Annotated in this window: 16 protein-coding genes; 6 read left to right on the top strand and 10 right to left on the bottom strand. The window is 72.1% G+C overall.

What is annotated here, in order from left to right; genetic code table 11:
- Positions 1 to 46: 46 nt before the first annotated feature.
- A complete protein-coding gene (gene purN, locus ABD327_RS00530) occupies positions 47 to 670 on the bottom strand; it encodes a phosphoribosylglycinamide formyltransferase (RefSeq protein ID WP_344448028.1) in 624 nt (207 codons plus the stop codon).
- Between the two features lie 153 nt (positions 671 to 823).
- Here purN and ABD327_RS00535 point away from each other — a divergent pair, with 153 nt between their 5' ends.
- A complete protein-coding gene (locus tag ABD327_RS00535) occupies positions 824 to 1,222 on the top strand; it encodes a hypothetical protein (protein WP_344448029.1) in 399 nt (132 codons plus the stop codon).
- A 10-nt stretch (positions 1,223 to 1,232) separates the two neighbouring features.
- Here the strand turns inward: ABD327_RS00535 and ABD327_RS00540 are convergent, their stop codons facing one another.
- From ABD327_RS00540 to sucC, 3 genes are all read right to left on the bottom strand, one after another.
- Positions 1,233 to 2,843 (bottom strand): cell division protein PerM, encoded by a 1,611-nt coding sequence (locus ABD327_RS00540; protein ID WP_344448030.1) that lies wholly within the window; start codon positions 2,841 to 2,843, stop codon positions 1,233 to 1,235.
- 202 nt (positions 2,844 to 3,045) lie between these two features.
- Positions 3,046 to 3,933 (bottom strand): succinate--CoA ligase subunit alpha, encoded by an 888-nt coding sequence (gene sucD, locus ABD327_RS00545; RefSeq protein ID WP_344448032.1) that lies wholly within the window; start codon positions 3,931 to 3,933, stop codon positions 3,046 to 3,048.
- Complete coding sequence (gene sucC, locus ABD327_RS00550) at positions 3,933 to 5,117, bottom strand: ADP-forming succinate--CoA ligase subunit beta (RefSeq protein WP_344448033.1); 1,185 nt, start codon at positions 5,115 to 5,117, stop codon at positions 3,933 to 3,935. The genes sucD and sucC overlap by 1 nt, the downstream gene beginning before the upstream one ends.
- 216 nt (positions 5,118 to 5,333) lie before the next feature.
- Between sucC and ABD327_RS00555 the strand changes: the two genes are divergently transcribed.
- On the top strand, positions 5,334 to 6,701 hold the full coding sequence (locus tag ABD327_RS00555) for a glycoside hydrolase family 15 protein (RefSeq protein ID WP_344448034.1): 1,368 nt from the start codon (positions 5,334 to 5,336) through the stop codon (positions 6,699 to 6,701).
- A 9-nt stretch (positions 6,702 to 6,710) separates the two neighbouring features.
- On the opposite strand, the gene ABD327_RS00560 is transcribed toward ABD327_RS00555, so the two are convergent.
- Positions 6,711 to 8,477, bottom strand: a complete 1,767-nt coding sequence (locus ABD327_RS00560) for a tetratricopeptide repeat protein (protein WP_344448035.1) — start codon at positions 8,475 to 8,477, stop codon at positions 6,711 to 6,713.
- 190 nt (positions 8,478 to 8,667) lie between these two features.
- Positions 8,668 to 9,114, bottom strand: coding sequence for an SRPBCC family protein (locus ABD327_RS00565; protein WP_344448036.1), 447 nt, complete (start codon positions 9,112 to 9,114; stop codon positions 8,668 to 8,670).
- 76 nt (positions 9,115 to 9,190) lie between these two features.
- Here ABD327_RS00565 and pcrA point away from each other — a divergent pair, with 76 nt between their 5' ends.
- A complete protein-coding gene (gene pcrA / locus ABD327_RS00570; RefSeq protein WP_344448037.1) occupies positions 9,191 to 11,455 on the top strand; it encodes a DNA helicase PcrA in 2,265 nt (754 codons plus the stop codon).
- 52 nt (positions 11,456 to 11,507) lie between these two features.
- On the opposite strand, the gene ABD327_RS00575 is transcribed toward pcrA, so the two are convergent.
- From ABD327_RS00575 to ABD327_RS00585, 3 genes are all read right to left on the bottom strand, one after another.
- A complete protein-coding gene (locus ABD327_RS00575; protein ID WP_344448038.1) occupies positions 11,508 to 12,902 on the bottom strand; it encodes an LCP family protein in 1,395 nt (464 codons plus the stop codon).
- Between the two features lie 94 nt (positions 12,903 to 12,996).
- Entirely contained in the window at positions 12,997 to 13,590 is a 594-nt protein-coding gene (locus ABD327_RS00580; RefSeq protein ID WP_425547015.1) for a LuxR C-terminal-related transcriptional regulator, read from the bottom strand.
- Positions 13,591 to 13,619: 29 nt separating this feature from the next.
- Positions 13,620 to 14,759 carry a PspC domain-containing protein gene (locus ABD327_RS00585; protein WP_344448040.1) on the bottom strand — a complete coding sequence of 380 codons (1,140 nt, stop codon included), beginning with the start codon at positions 14,757 to 14,759 and terminating at the stop codon, positions 13,620 to 13,622.
- Positions 14,760 to 14,880: 121 nt separating this feature from the next.
- Between ABD327_RS00585 and ABD327_RS00590 the strand changes: the two genes are divergently transcribed.
- Both ABD327_RS00590 and ABD327_RS00595 read left to right on the top strand, forming a co-directional pair.
- Complete coding sequence (locus ABD327_RS00590) at positions 14,881 to 16,188, top strand: PspC domain-containing protein (RefSeq protein ID WP_344448041.1); 1,308 nt, start codon at positions 14,881 to 14,883, stop codon at positions 16,186 to 16,188.
- On the top strand, positions 16,175 to 16,363 hold the full coding sequence (locus ABD327_RS00595) for a hypothetical protein (protein ID WP_344448042.1): 189 nt from the start codon (positions 16,175 to 16,177) through the stop codon (positions 16,361 to 16,363). The genes ABD327_RS00590 and ABD327_RS00595 overlap by 14 nt, the downstream gene beginning before the upstream one ends.
- A 6-nt stretch (positions 16,364 to 16,369) precedes the next feature.
- On the opposite strand, the gene ABD327_RS00600 is transcribed toward ABD327_RS00595, so the two are convergent.
- A complete protein-coding gene (locus tag ABD327_RS00600) occupies positions 16,370 to 16,783 on the bottom strand; it encodes a cupin domain-containing protein (RefSeq protein ID WP_344448043.1) in 414 nt (137 codons plus the stop codon).
- 251 nt (positions 16,784 to 17,034) lie between these two features.
- On the opposite strand from ABD327_RS00600, the gene ABD327_RS00605 reads away from it, so the two are divergent.
- Positions 17,035 to 18,120 (top strand): SRPBCC family protein, encoded by a 1,086-nt coding sequence (locus ABD327_RS00605; protein ID WP_344448044.1) that lies wholly within the window; start codon positions 17,035 to 17,037, stop codon positions 18,118 to 18,120.
- Positions 18,121 to 18,129: the final 9 nt, after the last annotated feature.

Below are 18,129 nucleotides of genomic sequence, written 5' to 3' on the forward strand. Positions count from 1 at the left end.
CGCCGTCGGCCTCGGATCCGGGCTCGTCCGGGCCCTGCGGCGGGCCTCACTCAGGCTTGCAGGTCTTGCACTTCATGGAGACGTGACGGTCGTCACGGACGGTCCAGCCGTTGCGCACGAGCCGGCCGACGACGTCGATGAACAATCGCCGCTCGACCTCCTTGATCCGCTCGTGCAGCGAGTCCTCGTCGTCGTGCCAGCGCACGGGGACGGCCTCCTGGGCGATGATCGGCCCGGTGTCGACGCCCGAGTCCACGAAGTGCACGGTGCAGCCGGTGACCTTGACCCCGTAGGCCAGGGCGTCGCGGACGGCGTGCGCGCCGGGGAAGGCCGGCAGCAGCGCCGGGTGGGTGTTGACCACGGTGAACCGGTCGAGGAACCGGGGGCCGAGGATCTTCATGAATCCGGCGGAGATCACCAGGTCGGGCCGGTGCGCGGCGACGGCCCCGGTCAGGGCCTCGTCCCAGGCTTCCCGGGTCGGATGATCCCGAACCTGTTCCACGAAAGTGGGCACTCCAGCCGCTTCCGCCCGGACCAATCCCGCTATGTCAGGACGGTCAGCGCCCACGGCAACGACCTGGGCACCATAAGCTGGGTCCGCGCATGCCTCGAGCAGCGCCTGGAGATTCGTCCCCGCACCGGAGACGAGAACGACAAGCCGGGCGGTCACCGGAACTCTCCTGAAGGAAGACAATGACGGCCCAGGGATATCCCTGGAACCTTCGGCGGATGTTTCCGCCGGTCGCAGCCTATCGGCAGCGCCGGTCGCGGATCACAGCGCCCGGTACCGTGACGGCACCGCCGAGACACCTGGAGGAAATCGGTGAACGAGCAGAGCCCGGCCACCATCGACCGGTCCGGACTTCGCGCTCTGTGGCTCGGCCTCGGGGCCCTGCTGTTGACGCCCTTCTTCGCCCCGGCCGGAGTCATCGCCGGGGTCACCGCCGTGGTGGTGGCGGTCAAGGTCCGCCGCAAGGCGACCGGCCCCACCCCGGGAGCCGTGGCCGGCCTGGTCACGGGCCTGGCCGGCGCCCTGTTCTCGGCGATGATCCTGGCCATGACGGTGGTCCTGTGGACCGAGCTGAGCGGCTACCAGGAGTGCCTGCGGACCGCCAACACCACCATCGACGAGAAGGCCTGCAAGGAGTCCTGGCTGCCGAAGATGGAGGACCGGCTCAACATGCCCCGGGGCAGCCTGAGCGAGTACGGGGACCTGTTCTGACCGGCCGCCCTCAGTCCCGCCTGCGCAGCACGGGCTCGGGGTCCACGAACGAGACGGGGTCCGCGGAGCGCGCAGGTGGGACCCGCCCGGGAGCGGCCTCGTCCGCGCCCTGTCCGTCGTAGACGCCCTCCCGCTCGTCGGCCGCGTAGGCCGCCTCGTACTGGTCGGTCTCGTACCGGTCGTCGTCGGCGGCCGCGTCGGCCGCGCGGCGGCTCCCGAGCCTCGTCCTGCGGGGGCGGCGCTCCCGGAACATCCACCAGTTGACCAGCCAGGCCGAGCAGGCGGCGGCCAGGCCCACCTCCAGGGTGGCCAGCAGCCCGATCTGCCAGGCCGACGGCCCCATGGTGGCCATGCGGTGGCCGCCCAGCGGGCCGCCGGACAGCGCCGCCAGGATCATCATCACGCCGCCGGTCAGCACGCCCGACAGGAACCCCCACAGGGGGGCCGCCTCGTAGACCGCGCTGGGGAAGGACCGCACGGTCAGCGCCCCGCCGACCGCGCCGGCCAGGAAGGGCGCGAGCAGCGCGAAGAGCGAGACCACCGGGGCGGGCCCCGGCTCGGGCAGCGCGGCCAGCAGCGGGAAGGACGGCAGCGCGCCCAGGAAGACCCCGGTGGGCGAGACGCTGGTGCCCGCCCCGACCGAGAAGCCGGGGCCGACCGCGAAGGACATGCCCCAGATGACGGCGTTCGGCAGGTAGGCGATCTCCACGAGCATCAGCAGCACCCCGCCGACGAGGTCGGGGGCGAGCATCCGGTAGACGTCGGCCGCCTCCTCATGGTGGTAGGCCAGGGAGCCGCCGGTCAGGAGCGCGCCCGCGGCGGTCAGCACGGCCAGCGAGCCGAGCACCCCCGTCACCACCGACCTGGGCCGGTCGGGCAGCAGCCGCAGCAGCGCCCCGAAGCCCGAGCGCACCCGGCCCCTGGACGCGGAGATGGCGCGGGCGGCGCCCAGCCCCCCGGCGACGAAGGCCAGCGAGAAGCACGCCAGGAACGCCTGCCAGGGTGAGGCCTCCAGGCTGGGGGTGCGGGCGAGCAGCGCCAGCATCACGGCGAACGTCGCGTAGGGCGCGGCCAGCAGCAGGGAGACCTGGACCACGCCGATCCGCCTGCGGTACCGCTGTTCGGCGGCCCGGATGATCCAGCCGCCGCCCCGGTAGAGCAGTCCGGCGGGCAGCAGGATCAGGCCCAGCGGCAGCAGCCCGACCCGGCCGCCGGACGTGGTGAAGCCCGCGTGGTGGGCCACCAGCCAGAAGTTGACGGCGGTGCGGAACACTCCGGGCAGGCCGGGTCCGAGCGTGCTGCGGGGCGCGGCGACCCAGCCCACGAGCGTGATCGTCGTCAGGACGGTGAGTCCGAGCCCCATGCACCAGGCGGCGGCGACCATTCCGGTGACGGCGAGCGGGCGCGCGGGTCCGCCGCCGCCTCGCGGCGGGCGCTCCCCGGTCTCGTCCGCCCGCTCCCCCGAGCCGCCCTTCCCTCCGGTCCGCTCCGGCTCGTCCGCGGCGTCCTCCGCCACCGCCTCGGCGGTCTCCCGGCTCTCGGCGGCCAGGGTCTCCGGCGAGTCGTTGTCCCGGACGACCCGGAGCCTGCGTTTCCCGGAGGGCTGCTCGACGTTGCTCATCCCGTCATGCTGGCACTCCCGCCGGACTCTTCGCCCCTGCCCGCACGGCGTGTCGCATTCGTCCGGGAAAAGAGAAAGACCGCCTCCCCCGCGAAAGGGAAGGCGGTCTTGGTGAGAAACTCGGGAACAGCCAACCGCAGCGAAGCGAGGATCGGCTGTTCCCCCCACGGGGGCCTGGGGGTCGCCCCCCAGACCGACGCGACTAGAGGTTCTTCATGATCTCGCGCATGAGGCGGGCGGTCTCGCTCGGGGTCTTGCCGACCCGGACGCCGACCTTCTCCAGCGCTTCCTTCTTGGCCTGGGCGGTGCCGGAGGAGCCCGACACGATGGCGCCCGCGTGGCCCATGGTCTTGCCCTCGGGGGCGGTGAAGCCCGCGACGTAGCCCACGACCGGCTTGGTGATGTTCTTCTCGATGTAGGCCGCGGCCCGTTCCTCCGCGTCGCCGCCGATCTCGCCGATCATCACGATCGCGTCGGTCTCGGGGTCGTCCTGGAAGGCCTGCAGGGCGTCGATGTGGGTGGTGCCGATGATCGGGTCACCGCCGATGCCGACGCAGGTCGAGAAGCCGAAGTCGCGCAGCTCGAACATCATCTGGTAGGTCAGGGTGCCGGACTTGGACACCAGGCCGATGCGCCCGCCGGGGGTGATGTCGGCGGGGATGATGCCGGCGTTGGACTTGCCGGGGGAGGCGATGCCGGGGCAGTTCGGACCGATGATGCGGGTCTTGTTGCCCTTGGCGATGGCGTGCGCCCAGAACTCGGCGGAGTCCTGCACGGGCACGCCCTCGGTGATCACCACGGCCAGCGGGATCTCGGCGTCGACCGCCTCGACCACGGCGTCCTTGGTGAACTTCGGCGGGACGAAGACCACGGAGACGTCCGCGCCGGTGGCCTCGATGGCCTCGGCCACGGTGCCGAAGACCGGCAGGTCCTGGCCCTCGAGGGTGATGGTGGTGCCGGCCTTGCGGGCGTTGACGCCGCCGACGACCGTCGCGCCCGAGCGCAGCATGCGGGCGGCGTGCTTGGAGCCCTCGCCGCCGGTGATGCCCTGGACGATGATCTTGCTGTTCTCAGTGAGCCAAATGGCCATTACGCACCTACCGCGGCGAGTTCGGCGGCGCGGCGGGCCGCGTCGTCCATGGTTTCGACCTGCTCGACGCCCTTGAGGGCGGCGTCGTTGAGGATCTGACGGCCGAGCTCGGCGTTGTTGCCGTCGAGCCGGACGACCAGCGGGCGGTCGACGGTCTCGCCGCGAGAGGCGAGCAGCTCGTAGGCGGAGACGATGCCGTTGGCGACCGCGTCGCAGGCGGTGATGCCGCCGAAGACGTTGACGAAGATCGACTTGACCGCGGGGTCGGAGAGGATGATCTCCAGGCCCGCCGCCATGACCTCGGCGGACGCGCCGCCGCCGATGTCGAGGAAGTTCGCGGGCTTCGGCGAGCCCGAGAACTCCTCGCCGGCGTAGGCGACGACGTCGAGCGTGGACATGACCAGGCCCGCGCCGTTGCCGATGATGCCGACGCTGCCGTCGAGCTTGACGTAGTTGAGGTCCTTCTCCTTGGCCTTGGCCTCCAGCGGGTCGGCCGCGGCCTTGTCCTCCAGCTGCGCCTGGCGCGGCTGGCGGAAGGAGGCGTTCTCGTCCAGGGAGACCTTGCCGTCCAGCGCCCGCACCTGGTCGTCGGCGGTGAGGATCAGCGGGTTGACCTCGACGAGCGTGGCGTCTTCCTTGACGAAGACCTGCCACAGCTTGGCGATGATGTCGGTGGCGCCGTCCACGGCGACCTCGGGCAGCCGGCCGGCGACGACGATCTCGCGGGCCTTCGCCTCGTCCACGCCGGTCAGCGGGTCGATCGCGATGAGGGCCAGCTTGTCGTGCGGCACGTCCTCGATCTCCACACCGCCTTCGACGGTGCAGATGCTGAGGTAGGTGCGGTTCGCCCGGTCCAGCAGGAAGGAGAAGTAGAACTCCTGCGCGATCGCGCTGCCTTCCTCGACCAGGACCTTGTGGACCGTGTGGCCCTTGATGTCCATGCCGAGGATCTGGTTCGCGAGTGCTTCGGCCTCGTCGGCGGTGTCGGCCAGCTTGACGCCGCCGGCCTTGCCGCGGCCGCCGGTCTTGACCTGGGCCTTGATGACGACCTTCTTGCTGCCGGCCGCGAAGAGTTCTTCCGCGTAGGTCCGGGCCTCTGCCGGGGTGAAGGCGACCTTGCCGGTGGGCACCGGTACGCCGTATTCGGCGAAGAGTTCCTTCGCCTGATGTTCGAACAGGTCCACGAGGAGACGTCCTTTGAGGGATCGACGGGTGGTGATGACCGCACGTGCGGTAATCACGGCGGTCCGCTCCGGCAGGCAAGCCTAGCCAACGGGCTCGGCGGCACAGACCGGCGGGCTCGATTACTCACCAGTAGTCAAGGGAAGACCGTTCTTGTGTCAATCTTCCACCCGCGTTTGATGTACTAATTAGAGCTTTTGTCGGTTTTAGGGAGCAGCGTGCGGCGTCAGATACGGCGAACGGCCGCGGTCCTCACCCTGTTGGCCATCCTCGCCACCTGCGGCGCGCAGGACCCCGACGGCAGCACCGCCCGCTGGAACAGCCCCGGCCTCCTCGGCGGCGGAGGCTGGCCCTTCCTCAGCAGCCCGATCAGCGAGGCCGAGGCCGAGGACGCCTCCTACCTGCCGGGCAGCTCGGTGCTCCGGCTCCCCGACGGGCGGGTCAGGCTGATCCCGCACGGCGCGACGGAGCCCGTCACCGTCCCCGCCGACGACCCCCGTGCGGTCGCCGCCGTCAAGGGGGACCAGGACTGGCTGAGCCGGGGAAAGGTCCCCGGCGCGGCGGCCGGACATCAGGACATGGCCTCCCGCGCCCTGCTCGACCTGCGGCTGCTCACCTCGCCGTCGGGCGTGTCCACCGCCTCCTGGTACGGCATCTGGAACTACACCTGGCCGCGTGACGCCGCCTTCCACGCCGCCGCCTTCGCCGTCACCGGCCACCTGGACGAGGCCCGCCTGGTGCTGTCGTTCCTGGCCCGGGTCCAGGGCGACGACGGACGCTGGGCCACCCGGTACCGCGCCAACGGCAGCCCGGTGAACGACGGCCGCTTCGTCCAGCTCGACGAGATCGGCTGGGTGCTCTGGGCGTCCTGGTTCACCGGCCGGTACGCCGACGAGGACCTCGCGCCCTGGGACATGGTGAAGCGCGCCGCCGACTGGATCGCGGACAACCTCGGGGACGACGGGCTGCCTCCCGCGTCCTCCGACTACTTCGAACGGCACCCGTCCACCGAGCAGGTCCCGGACCGGCCCACGCTGGGCGTCTCCGCCCCCCTGCTGGCGGGCCTGCGCGCGGCCGCCGCGATCGCCGGGGACGAGCACCGGAGGGAGGCTTCCCGCTGGCGGTCCGCCGCGAGACGCCTGGACTCGGCCATCAGGCGCGAATACGGCGTGCACGGCTATCCCCGCTCTCCCCTGGAGGGCGGGAACATGGACGCCTCTGTGACTTTTCTCGCACCTCCGTTCGCGCCCGAGGACCGGCGCGTCACCAGCGCGCTCGCCGTCGCCGTCGACCGGTTGCGGATCGAGGAGAACGGCGGCCTCCTGCCCGGGGAGCGCTGGGCGGGCGCCAAGACCCAGGCGTGGACGCCCGAGGTGGCGATGTTCGCGCTGGCCGAGACCGCGTCCGGGCGCGAGACCGGCTGGCTGGACTGGCTGTCGGAGCACCGCACCCCGCTGGGCGTGCTGCCCGAGCGGGTGGACGAGGAGGGCGAGCCGCACTCCGTGGCGCCGCTGGGCTGGACGGCGGCGCTGGTGCTGCTGGCGCTGGCCGCGCAGGAGGAGCCGCTGCCGATCCCGCCCTCGTGACGCGCGCCGTCAGCCGGCGAGGGCCAGCCGGATGTCCAGGTCGTCGGGGGCGAGCTCCAGCGCGCGGGTCAGGTCGGCCACGGCCTCCCGCTCGCGTCCCGCCGCGCGCAGCGCCATCGCCCGGTTGAACAGCAGGCCCGGCTCCTCGGCCAGCCCGACGGCCCGGTCCAGGTCCGCGACGGCGTCGGCGACCTTGCCCAGCTCGTAGGCGAGCATGCCGCGCCCGGCCCAGGCGGCCGCCAGCGAGGGCTCGTGCCGCAGCGCCTCCTCGAACGCCGCCCAGGCCCGCGCCACGTCTCCGATCGCGCTCTCCACCTGGCCCAGCGCGCACAGCAGGTAGGGGTTGCCCGGGTCGGCGGCCAGGCCCGCCTCGGCGTCGGCGCGGGCCCGTTCGTGCTCGCCCCCGGCCGCCAGCAGGCCTGCCCGGTTGACCAGCGCGTCGACGAAACCGGGATCCAGTTCCAGCGCGTAGTCCAGGTCGGCCAGCGCCGCCTCGTGCTCGCCGCGCGCGAAGCGCACCTCGGCGCGGTTGTAGTAGGCCTCGGGGAACGGCGGGCCCACCCGCATCGCGGTCTCGTAGTCGGCGACCCCCTCGTCCTCGCGGCCCAGCGCGACCAGCAGGTTTCCGCGGTCCACGTAGTAGTCCGGGTAGCCGGGGTCGGCGTCGACCACCGCGTTCAGGTCCGCCAGCGCGGCCTCCGGGTCGCCGTGCTGGACGAGCAGTTGGGCGCGGTTGGCGCGCAGAACCATGCGGTGGACCGCCTGGGATCCGGCGGGCAGGTCGGTCTCGGCGAGCTCGATCGCCTCCTCGACCAGGGCCAGCGCCTCGTCCCGCAGGCCGCGCCGCGCCTGGATGAGGGCCTTGCCGTTGAGGTCGAAGCCGAGCTTGACCGCGCGGTCCTCCCGGCCGGGCAGCAGCCCGCACAGCGCGATCCCGATGTTGACGAGGCCGAGCGCGGCCTCCAGGTCGCGGCGGCCCGGGTCGTGGTGGCGGGCCAGGAGCATCGCGCTGGTGTAGGCGATGGTGGAGTGCCAGAACGGGTCGGTGGTGTGGGTGCGCGCGTATCCCAGCAGTTCCTCGGCCTCCTCCTCCCGCTTCAGCGAGGCCAGGCCGATGGCCGTCGCGTGGACGATCGCCCACCAGTCCTCGGTGCCCGGCTCGGCGACCTCGGTGCCGAAGACGGCGCGGCGGCCGATCTCGACCGCCGCCTCGTGGCAGCCCCGTTCCTGGCACCACTCCACGGCGTCGCGGTGCCGGGCGGCGTCCCCGTCCTCCCACAGGCCGGCCCAGAACCCGTCGCGCTCCTCGGCGCCGGGCGCGTCGCAGGTGACGATCGTCAGCTGCGGCACGCGGCGGGCCAGCACGCCGATCAGCTCCTTGTCGGCGGGGTCGGCCTCGGCGTAGGAGGTGACGAGGAAGGTGCGGGGCTCGGTGACCGCGTCGCGCACGAACTCCGCGAAGCCGTTCGCGATCCGCAGCGTGCGCTGCGGCGCGGGCACGAGGATGCGCTCCTCGCGGGGGAGCGACTCGGCGACGGTGGTGCGCAGCACGGGGACCGCGAGGTCGGGGGCGATGGCGCGCAGCTCGATGTCGTGCGCGGCGATCGAGGACATCGGGGCCCTGGGGACCAGCGCCCGCGCCAGCGCGGAGGCCGCCGCGTAGGGTCCGCCCAGCCTCCGGTCGGCCCCGGCGGAGGCGAGGACGGGCGGGACGTCCGCGGGCACGCGGGGTTCGGCCACCAGCAGGTGCGGCACGGCTCCTCCTCCGAAGGACACACCGCTCCTCCCGGCGCCGACTCCAGGTCGACCGGTCGTGGAGCGGGCGGTCATGGATGCTTTGAGCAGCAACTATTCCGGTTTCCGCAGGTTTCCACCGAACCTTTGACCACAGCCGGACATAAGTCACAAACAGCCGGGTCGAGCAACCTTTCGCCCGCCGAATCCTCGCCTCCGGGAGTACCGCCGGTCAGCGCACCGGGCACTTCCCCCCACAGCCGGAGGCGTGCGCGGCCAGCGAACGGGACAGCTGCCGGGTGACGAAGCGGAGGCCGAAGCCGACGATCCCGCCGGTGCCCGGGATCCGCGCGCCGGCCCGGGCCGACCACTCGATCAGGGTGCCGCCCTCGGGGGTCGGGGAGAGGCGTACGTCCGCGCGGTAGTCCTTGAACGGGGTGAGGGACACCATCTCGTAGGCGTAGTGCGAGGACGGCTCGTAGGCGACGACCCGCTCGCGCATGGGGAAGATCGCGCGGACCGCGCCCACGCCGTCGGGGTCCGGGGCGCCCGACAGCGCCCGCCGGGACCGCGTGGGGATCCGCATCCAGACGGGCCAGGCCTCGGCCATCGCCAGATGGCGGAAGACCTGCTCGGGAGGGGCTGAGGTGACGGCGGTGGCCACTGCGGTGCGGGTCATGCACCGACTGTAAGACCGCCCTTACTCCCCCGACAAGGGGCCTCTTGTCCGTCCGCGCCCGTAGACTCGACAGACGATGTCGACTGCAACCTCACACCCTCTCCTGGACGGCCTCAACCCGCAGCAGCGGGCCGCCGTCACGCACTCCGGCGGGCCGCTGCTCATCGTGGCGGGAGCCGGATCCGGCAAGACCCGGGTGCTCACCCACCGGATCGCCTACCTGCTGTCGGAGCGGGGCGTCCATCCCGGCGAGATCCTCGCGATCACCTTCACCAACAAGGCCGCCGGTGAGATGAAGGAGCGCGTCGACTCCCTCGTCGGGCCGCGCTCGCGCGCCATGTGGGTGATGACCTTCCACTCCGCCTGCGTGCGGATCCTGCGCCGCGAGGCCCACCGGCTGGGCTTCCCGAGCTCGTTCTCCATCTACGACCAGGCCGACTCCCAGCGGCTGATGGCGCTGGTCTGCCGCGAGCTCGACCTGGACCCCAAGCGCTACCCGCCCAAGTCGTTCTCCTCCCAGGTCTCCAACCTGAAGAACGAGCTGATCGACTACGAGACTTTCAAGTCGCGCGCCACCACCCACCTGGACCAGAAGCTGGCCGAGGCCTACGAGATGTACCAGGCCCGGCTCTCCCAGGCCGGGGCGATGGACTTCGACGACCTGATCATGACCACGGTCCACGTCCTGCAGATGTTCCCGGACGTGGCCGAGCACTACCGGCGGCGGTTCCGGCACGTCATGGTCGACGAGTACCAGGACACCAACCACGCCCAGTACGAGCTGGTGCGCGAGCTCACCGCGCCCGTCGAGGGCCTGGGTTCGGCCGAGCTGTGCGTGGTCGGCGACGCCGACCAGTCGATCTACGCCTTCCGGGGCGCCACGATCCGCAACATCCTGGAGTTCGAGCGGGACTACCCCCAGGCCACCACGATCCTGCTGGAGCAGAACTACCGCTCCACCCAGACGATCCTGTCGGCCGCCAACGCGGTGATCGAGCGCAACGGCGACCGCAAGCCCAAACGCCTGTGGTCCGACCAGGGCGAGGGCGAGAAGATCACCGGCTACGTGGCCGACAACGAGCACGACGAGGCGGCGTTCGTCGCCGCCGAGATCGACCGGCTCTCCGATGATTCCGGCGTGCGGCCCGGCGACGTCGCGATCTTCTACCGCACCAACGCCCAGTCCCGGGTCTTCGAAGAGGTCTTCATCCGGGTCGGCCTGCCCTACCGGGTCGTCGGCGGCGTGCGGTTCTACGAGCGCAAGGAGATCCGCGACCTGCTGGCCTACCTGCGGGTGCTGGCCAACCCCGAGGACACCGTCTCGCTGCGCCGCGTCCTCAACGTGCCCAAGCGCGGCATCGGCGACCGCGCCGAGGCCTGCGTGGAGGCCCACGCCGCCCGCGAGCGCGTCTCGTTCTGGCAGGCGCTGCGCTCGGCGCCGTCGGTGCCGGGCCTGGCCACCCGCTCCCTCAAGTCGATCAACGAGTTCGTCGCCCTGCTGGACGAGCTGCGCGCCATGGTCGGCGGGCACGGCCCCGCCGAGATCGTCCAGGCGGTCCTCGACCGCACGGGCTACCTGGCCGAACTGCGCGCCTCCAAGGACCCGCAGGACGAGACCCGGGTGGAGAACCTCCAGGAGCTGGAGAACGTCGCCCGCGAGTTCGAGGACCTCGCCGCGGCCCGCGAGGCGGAGGCGGCCGAGGCCCGGGAGGCGGGAGACCCCGAGGAGATCACCCCGCCCGACCAGCTCACCGCCTTCCTGGAGCGGGTGTCCCTGGTCGCCGACGCCGACCAGATCCCCGACGACGGCGAGGGCCTGGTCACCCTGATGACCCTGCACACCGCCAAGGGCCTGGAGTTCCCGGTCGTCTTCCTCACCGGCCTGGAGGACGGCGTCTTCCCGCACCTGCGCGCCCTGGGCAACCCCAAGGAGCTGGAGGAGGAGCGCCGCCTGGCCTACGTGGGCATCACCCGGGCCCGTGAGCGCCTGCACGTCTCACGCGCCGCGATGCGCAGCTCCTGGGGCGCGCCCCAGATGAACCCGCCGTCCCGTTTCCTGGCGGAGATCCCCGACCCGCTGGTCGTCTGGGAGCGGGTCGCCTCCTCCAGCAGCCCCCACTCGCTGTCGTCCGCGGCGAGCCGCCCCGCCGCGCGGCCCGTGGCGGGCCGCCCCGTCCCGTCCCTGGCGCCCGGCGACCGGGTCACCCACGACTCGTTCGGGCTCGGCACCGTCGTGGCCATCGACGGCGCCGCCGACAAGGCCGCCGCGTCCGTCGACTTCGGCGGCGACTACGGCGTCAAGCGCCTGGTCCTGAGGTACGCCCCGATCGAGAAGCTCTGAGCCCCGCGGCCCGCCTCCGGGCGGGCCGCGCGGCCTCCCGGCTCAGCCGGGCTCAGGCGCAGGTCTTGGCGAGCGACTCGGTGTCCTCGCCGCCCGGCGTCGTCCCGTCCGTGGGCGTCGCACCCGGGGCGGTCGGCGTCGCGACGGCGGCGGCCGGCCTGGCCACCGGGGTGGGCGGCACGGACGCCGGCCTGGTCGCCTTCGCCTTGGCGGCGGGGGTCGCGAGCGCGGTGACGACCTTGGACCTGATCAGCTCCCAGTCCGGGTTCGCGGTGCTGATCAGCGGCGGGACGAACTGCACGCTCTTGATGTCCGAGCCCTTGAACCGCCGCGACAGGTCGATCACCTCGGGCAGGACGTTCTGCGGCAGGTCCGTGGAGACCGCCCGCTTGGTGGCGGAGGCGATGCCGTGGAAGCGGGTCAGCAGGGTGCCCGGGTCGGCCTGCTGGGAGAGCGCGTAGAGCAGGCACTTCTGCCGCGACATGCGGTGGTAGTCGTCGCTGTTGGTGCGGGTGCGGCCGAACCACAGGGCCTGCTCCCCGGTGAGGGTGCGCAGTCCCGCCGGGATCCGGCCCTCGCTCTGCCGGCCGTAGACCAGTTCCTCGGTCACGTTGATCCGGATGCCCCCGACGGCGTCCACCAGCTCCGCGAAGCCCTTCATGTCGACCATGACGTAGTAGTCGACGGTCAGGCCGAGGATTCCGCCGACGGTCTGCTTCAGCAGCGTCGGGCCGCGGTCCCCCTTCGCCACGCCGGGCACGATCTCGGGGTGCTCCTCGGCCCACTGGAAGACCTCGTTGAGCAGTCCCGGGGTGGTGGCGTCGCCCGTGCCCGCGAACCCGTCGGGGAAGGCCTCCCGGGAGACCGCGGTGGGCATGGGGACCTTCTCCAGGTTGCGGGGCAGACTGAAGAGCGTCGTCTCGCCGCGCCGGACGTCGATGCTGGCCACCGTCATGCTGTCGGTCCGCACCCCGACCCGGTTGGGTCCCGCGTCCGCGCCGAGGAGCAGCACGTTCAACCGGTCGCGGCCGCCGAAGGGCGCGTCGTTCCCGTCCTCCTCGGCGAACACGTCGGTCACCAGGTTCTTGGAGACCCGCACGAGCTCCACCCCGTAGGCCAGGGGCGCGACCACCAGCGCGCACAGCACGACCACCCCGGCCACGGCCACGCCGTTGCCCTCCGCGACCAGCTGGTAGGAGCGGATGATCACGGCGCACCAGACCATGCCGAGGAAGATCAGGGCGGCGGTCGCCGCGTCCAGCCAGAAGGGCTGCACCAGCCAGGAGGCGAGTTCCTCGCGCAGCGGCCAGGCCAGCAGCACGGCGCCCACCAGGAACATCAGTTCGAGCGCGAGGAGAAGCGCGCCCGCGATCCGCCGACCCGTGCGGAAGTGCGCGGTGCCCCAGACCACCGCGGCGGCCAGCGTGATCAGGAGTGTGCGCTTCATCCCCGAGAACTTACCGTTGGCAACGAATCAATAACCCTTAAATGCATATGATGCTGATCTCGCACTCATTGTTCGCTTCTGCGTGGTCTCCGCGTCAGACCAGCCGCCGGGCCGCCGCCCACCGGCTCAGCTCGTGGCGGTTCGAAAGCTGGAGCTTGCGCAGCACGCTGCTCACATGCGTCTCGACCGTCTTCACCGAGATGAAGAGCTCCTTGGCTATCTCCTTGTAGGCGTACCCGCGGGCGATGAGCCGCAACACCTCGCGCTCCCGGGCGGTGAGCAGGTCGAGCTCCGGATCGGCCACCGGCGCCGCCGTCGCGCTGAAGGCGTCCAGCACGAACCCCGCCAGCCTCGGCGAGAAGACCGCGTCGCCCTCGGCCACCCGGCCGATCGCGTCCGTCAGCTCCGGACCCGAGATCGTCTTGGTGACGTAGCCGCGGGCGCCGCCGCGGACCACCCCGATCACGTCCTCCGCGGCGTCCGACACCGACAGCGCCAGGAACCGGGTCTGCGACGGCAGCACCCTCCGCAGCACCTCCACGCCCCCGCCGCCCGGCAGGTGCACGTCCAGCAGCACCACCTCGGGCCTGGTCTCACCGATCACCGCGACCGCCTCGTCGACGTCCGCGGCCTCCCCCACCACCTCGATCTGCGGCCCCAACTCGGCCTTGACCCCGGTCCGGAACATCTGGTGGTCATCGACCAGCACGACCCGTGTCACTTCTTCAGCTCCAGCCTGATCTCGGTGCCCTCGCCCGGTGCGCTGCGCACCCGCGCGGTGCCGCCGTGCCGTTCCATACGTCCAATGATCGACCCTCGCACACCCATCCGGTCCGGCGGAACGCCGTCCAGGTCGAACCCCGCGCCGCGGTCCCGCACGAAGATCTCCAGTTCGTCGCCCTCGACCTCGGCGTAGACCGAGATCGAGGGCGCCCCGGAGTACTTCGCCGCGTTCACCAGCGCCTCCCTGGCCGCCTGGACCATCGCGCTGACCCGGTCGTCCAGCGGGCAGTCGCCGACGCAGACCACCTCGACCGGCACCCCGTGGGCGTCCTCCACCTCGGCCGAGACCTCCTTGACCGCCGCGGCGAACAACTGCGAGGAGTCCGACTTGGGCTGGTACAGCCAGGCCCGCAGTTCCCGCTCCTGGGAACGGGCCAGCCGCGCCACCTCCTTGGGGTCCTGGGCGTTGCGCTGGATCAGCGTGAGGGTGTGCAGCACCGAGTCGTGGATGTGCGCCGCCACCTCGGCCCGCTCCTGCGACCGCACCCGCTCGGCGCGCTCGGCGTCCAGCTCCTGCCAGAGCCGCACCAGCCACGGGGTGAGGATCACCGTCACCCCGGTGAGGATGATCGCGGTGGCCAGCAGCACCTGGGGGATCTGCGTCGCCGTGACCTTCTGCGCGAAGAACCCGCCGATCCCGCCGACCACCAGCAGCATGCCCAGCAGGCCCCGCCACCACATGCCCTTGGGCAGGGTGCTCCAGCGCTCCCGCTGGTCCCGGTCGGCCTGCTGCCACAGCAGCGCCGCGCCCACCGCCACGACCAGCACCGGCCACAGGGCCAGCTGCGCGATCCCCGAACCCCCGGTCAGCACGCTGAGCCCGGCCGCCAGCAGGGCGTAGGCGGCCAGCTGCGCCGGACGCCGCCGCCCCGGCGGCTCGTCCCGGCCCGGGACCAGCACCCAGAAGGCGAAATAGGCCGCGTAGCCGTAGGGGCCCGCGGCGGCCAGCCCCACGAACGCCAACCGCACCACCATGGGGTCCAGCCCCAGATGCCCGGCCAGTCCAGCGCACACCCCGGCCACCAGCCGGCCGTCCTTGGCCCGGGTGAACCGGACGATGCCGTCGGAGGTCATGCTCAGATCGTCACATCCCTCATTGGGTCCTCGCATCAGGGCCCGTCCCCGATCCGTTCTCAGGGTCGGTTCAGGGTGACCCCGGATACCGCGCCGGGCACGGATGAGTGAGCATGAGCACATGACCTCCGACAGGCTGACCCGGGCCGGAGAAGGACGCATCGGCGCCGGAGTCTGCGCCGGCCTCGGCCGCTACACCGGGATCGACCCCCTGGTCTTCCGGGTCGGCTTCGCCCTGCTCGTGTTCGCGTCCTGGTGCGCCGTGCCGCTGTACGTCCTGGCGCTCATGATCATGCCCGAGGAGGACGGCGGCCCCGCCTTCCTGGAACGCAGGTCCGGCCGCCTGCTCGCCGGGTCGACGGTGCTGACCCTGCTCGGAGTCCTGCTCTGCGCCGGGGTCCTGCTCGACCTCGCCGGGCAGGGCCTGCTCAACAGCCTCGGCGGGGACACCCTGGCGGCCGGGGTGATCGTGGCGCTGATCGCGCTGATCGCCCAGGCCAAGGGCGCCGACCTCGTCGCGGCGGCCCGCACGCTGCCCGACCGGCTACGAGGGGAGCCCCTTCCCGCCATGACGACCCAGACCCCCCAGTCCGCCGTGCCTCCGGAGGAGGCCCAGGCCGGATGGATCGACCTGGCCACGCTCCAGCCGTTCCGTCCCGGCCCGTCCGCCGCCTTCCAGAAGGATCCCGCCGAACGCTCCGGCCCCGAAAGGCCGTCGGGGGCCACCGACCTCTTCGACCTCTCCGAGCCCGCCGCCTCCGTGAAGACCTCCGAGCCCGAATGCGCGGTCGCCGGGAAGCCGGAGCACCCCTCCGGCGGCAGGCCGCCGGTACTCGCCTGGACCACCCTGCTGCTGGCCGCCGGAGCGGGGGCCTCCTCGCTCGCCTTCACCTCCGGCCTGCCCCAGACGGCGTCCGTGCAGGTGGCGTGCGCCACCGCGCTGGCCGTCGTGGCGCTCGGCCTGGTCACCGGAACCTGGGCGGGCCGGACCAACGGGCTCGTCGCCGTCGGGGCGCTGCTGTCGATGGCGCTGATCGGCACCACCGCCGCCGCGGACGTCGAGAACGGAGCCCGCTTCGGCGAGGTCTCCTGGCGTCCGGTGGACCCCGACGTCGTCCAGCCGTACCGGATCATCGCGGGTCAGGGCGTGCTCGACCTCACCGCGCTGCCGCTGCACGACGGCGGCCGCTACCGCGTCGCGGCCGAGGTCGGCCTCGGCGGCCTGAAGGTGCTGCTGCCCTCGCACGTCCAGGTGGAACTGCGCGTCTCGACCGGGCTGGGCGACGTCACCGTCGACAAGAAGATCACCAGCGGGCCCAGAGCCAGGGTGGAGCGCACGCTGCCCGGCTCGGGGACCAACCCCCCGGTACTGGAACTCCAGGTCAAGGGCAGGGTCGGCGACCTGGAGGTGGTCCGTGCGCCCGCGTAGGACCGACCTGGGAGCGCTGGCCGCCGGAGCCCTCTTCCTCGCCGTCGCGGCCCTGTTCCTGTACACGGCGCTCAGCGGGGTCGAGCTCCTGCCGTTCGCCTACCAGGCGGTGGGGTTCGCGGCCGCTCTCGTCCTGGTCCTGCTGGTCCGCTGGCTGCTGCCGCCCCGCCGCTGAGGCCCGTCAAGCGTAGACGTGGAGGGTGACGGCGTAGCCGGTGCCCGGGTTGACGACCTCGTGCATGCGGTCGCCGGCCTGGACGCGGATCCGGTTGGCGCGCAGGGGGCGGGCCACCGCGCCGTCGCCTCCCACGGCGACCTCGGCCAGCTCGCCCGCGATCACGCTCATGATCTGGGCGGCGCCGCCGTGCCCGTGAGCGGGCAGCCGGTACCCGGGCGGCCAGGTGATCAGCCACAGGCCGTCCTCCAGCTCGACCCGCACCCGTTCGGCGGAGTCGAACCGCACCAGGTGCCACCAGGCGCCGGGGCGGGCGGCGGCCTCCTGGACGCGGGCGGCGAGCTGGCCGACGGTGGGGGGCGCACCGGTCGTACGGACCTGGTCGCGCATGGTGATGTCGGGAAAAGACTCGGTCTTCAAGACGGGAAGATCCTTCGGCTGGTCTCCGGGGCTACGGCCCGCACGGAGAAAACGGCTGACTGGCTGGGGCGGTCAGCGACGACAACACGAAGACAGCGCGCCACCGGCGTGGCAGATGCTCAGTGCGCGCGAGTACATGGTGAGAACTCTACCTGCTCACCGCCGTGTCCGCAGCGCTTTCCCCATCCCGTTGGCACGGCCCTCACCTTGGGACATAGGGTCACCTTCAGCATCATTCCTGGAGGTCTCCCATGGAACTCGACCACGACTTCACCGTCGCCGCGGACGCGGACGCCGCCTGGCCGGTGCTCCTCGACGTGGAGCGCATGCATCCGCTGGTGCCGGGGGCCGTCTACGAGTCCGGCGCGGACGGGGAGTACCACGGCAGGCTGAGGATCAAGTTCGGTCCCACCACGGTCACCTACCGGGGCACCGTCCGCATCGCGGTCGTCGACGACCTGACCCGCACCGCCATCCTCGAGATCACCGCCCGCGAGGCCCGCGGCCAGGGCACCGTCTCCGGTTCCCTCCAGGCCACCGTCCTGCCCTCCGCCTCCTCGGCCCGCGTCGTCCTGCACACCAAGCTGACCTTCACCGGCGGCCGCGCCGCCTCCCTGAGCGAGCACCTCGTCCACGACACCGGCGCCAAGCTCCTCACCCGCTTCTCCACCAACCTCAACGCCCTCCTCACCTCCCCCGCGAAGCCGGAGCCCCCCGCCGCGGAACCGGTCACGATCGACGCCGAGGAACTCGCGCCGCTCGAAGCGCCCGCCCCGGCCCTCTTGGAGACGGAACCCTCCACCGTCGAAACCACCCTCGCGGAGCCCATCACGATCGACGCCGAAGAACTCGCACCGGCCGAAGCGCCCGCCCCGGCCCTCTTGGAGACGGAACCCTCCACCGTCGAAACCACCCTCGCGGAGCCCATCACGATCGACGCCGAAGAACTCGCACCGCTCGAAGCACCCGCCCCTTCTCCTGCGGAGACCGCGCCCGCTGAGCGGTCAGCGGGCGTGGAGACGGAACCCCTTACCCTCGAAGCCGCCCCCGCGGAGACCGTCACGGTCGGAGCCGAAGAGCTCGTGTCGGCCGAAGCGCCCGCCCCGGCTCCCGTGGAGACCGCATCTGTGGAGGCCGTTTCGGTGGAGCAGGGTGCTGCCGGAGCGGAGAGTCCGAAGGCCGGCGGCGTCGGGCGCGTGGAGTCCGGTGAGGGTCACCGGTCGGAGCTGGAGTTGTACGAGCTGTCGGAGCGGGCGGGGTGGCTCAGGCGGGTGCTGCCGGTCTTCGGGGTGCTGGTCGTGGTGCTGGTGGTGCGGCGGTTCCTGCGGCGGCGCTGAGCCGTCCTC

It is taken from the genome of Actinocorallia aurantiaca (genome assembly GCF_039533685.1).
Lineage (GTDB): Bacteria > Actinomycetota > Actinomycetes > Streptosporangiales > Streptosporangiaceae > Actinocorallia > Actinocorallia aurantiaca.

Bases quoted from the DNA above. Each gene is read 5' to 3' on its own strand.
- ABD327_RS00605 (WP_344448044.1), top strand. From the start codon at position 17,035: ATGGAACTCGACCACGACTTCACCGTCGCCGCGGACGCGGACGCCGCC.
- sucD (WP_344448032.1), bottom strand. From the start codon at position 3,933: ATGGCCATTTGGCTCACTGAGAACAGCAAGATCATCGTCCAGGGCATC.
- pcrA (WP_344448037.1), top strand. From the start codon at position 9,191: ATGTCGACTGCAACCTCACACCCTCTCCTGGACGGCCTCAACCCGCAG.
- ABD327_RS00590 (WP_344448041.1), top strand. From the start codon at position 14,881: ATGACCTCCGACAGGCTGACCCGGGCCGGAGAAGGACGCATCGGCGCC.
- ABD327_RS00565 (WP_344448036.1), bottom strand. From the start codon at position 9,114: ATGACCCGCACCGCAGTGGCCACCGCCGTCACCTCAGCCCCTCCCGAG.
- ABD327_RS00580 (WP_425547015.1), bottom strand. From the start codon at position 13,590: ATGTTCCGGACCGGGGTCAAGGCCGAGTTGGGGCCGCAGATCGAGGTG.
- ABD327_RS00540 (WP_344448030.1), bottom strand. From the start codon at position 2,843: ATGAGCAACGTCGAGCAGCCCTCCGGGAAACGCAGGCTCCGGGTCGTC.
- ABD327_RS00575 (WP_344448038.1), bottom strand. From the start codon at position 12,902: ATGAAGCGCACACTCCTGATCACGCTGGCCGCCGCGGTGGTCTGGGGC.
- ABD327_RS00585 (WP_344448040.1), bottom strand. From the start codon at position 14,759: ATGACCTCCGACGGCATCGTCCGGTTCACCCGGGCCAAGGACGGCCGG.